Raw genomic sequence first — 717 nt, forward strand, 5'->3', positions numbered from 1 at the left:
GAGCAACTCGAAGCCGCCGAAGACAGCGAGGCCCAGCGACAACTGGCCACCGCACGGGAAGCCCTCGCCTCCGCCGCAACACGGGCCGCCCGCGCCGAACACGAGCTGGCTGCGCTCCGCCAAGTCGCCCGCGGCTACTGCCCCGCCTGCGGACGCGGCGACGCCGCACCCACCGTCACCGACTGGGAACGCGAGCGGCAGCGCGCCGAGGAAGCCGAAGGCCACCTCGCCCACCTGCAAGAGAGCAGCGAGGCTGTCGGACGCTTCCTCACCCGAACCGTCGACGAACGCGACCAACTCCGGGCCGCCATCCGCCGAGTGCGCGACTACGCCGCCGACATCGAACGCAGCAGCTGGACCGGGCCCGCAATCGCCCGCCGCATCCGCGCCGCCCTCGACGAGCCCGCGGCCAGCCCGGCAGCGACCCAAGCGACCGACACCACGAAGGAGAACTGACCATGGGATGGGGATCAGCCGGATCAAAGTTCTTCAACCCCGTAGCCCACGCCCTCCAAGAAGCCGGCGCCTCCGACGAGCTGAAGGAACGCGTCCTCACACCGCTCATCGCCAACCTCCAGAACGAGGACTGGGACACCGAACTCGACTCGCTGCAAGACTTCCTCGACGACCCGGCGATCGTGAAAGCGTTCGCCGCCAATGGCATCACCTGGGACTGACCACCTGTGGCATCCTGACCGTGGCAGTACGGCATCCCGG

General features: G+C 69.3%; 2 protein-coding genes. Both read left to right on the forward strand.

Going from position 1 to position 717, the window contains the following annotated elements; translation table 11 throughout:
• Positions 1–456, forward strand: a 456-nt coding sequence (locus tag BFN33_RS53600) for a hypothetical protein (RefSeq protein WP_218109086.1), incomplete at its 5' end; no start/stop codon positions are given.
• A 2-nt stretch (positions 457–458) separates the two neighbouring features.
• Positions 459–677, forward strand: a complete 219-nt coding sequence (locus BFN33_RS49000) for a hypothetical protein (protein ID WP_069766706.1) — start codon at positions 459–461, stop codon at positions 675–677.
• The last annotated feature ends 40 nt before the right edge of the window (positions 678–717 follow it).

This window comes from Streptomyces sp. LUP47B, from assembly GCF_001746295.1.
In the GTDB taxonomy this organism is placed as follows: domain Bacteria; phylum Actinomycetota; class Actinomycetes; order Streptomycetales; family Streptomycetaceae; genus Streptomyces.

What these genes read in the sequence shown, in the direction of transcription:
- BFN33_RS49000 (WP_069766706.1), top strand. Translation starts at nt 459, where the DNA reads ATGGGATGGGGATCAGCCGGATCAAAGTTCTTCAACCCCGTAGCCCAC.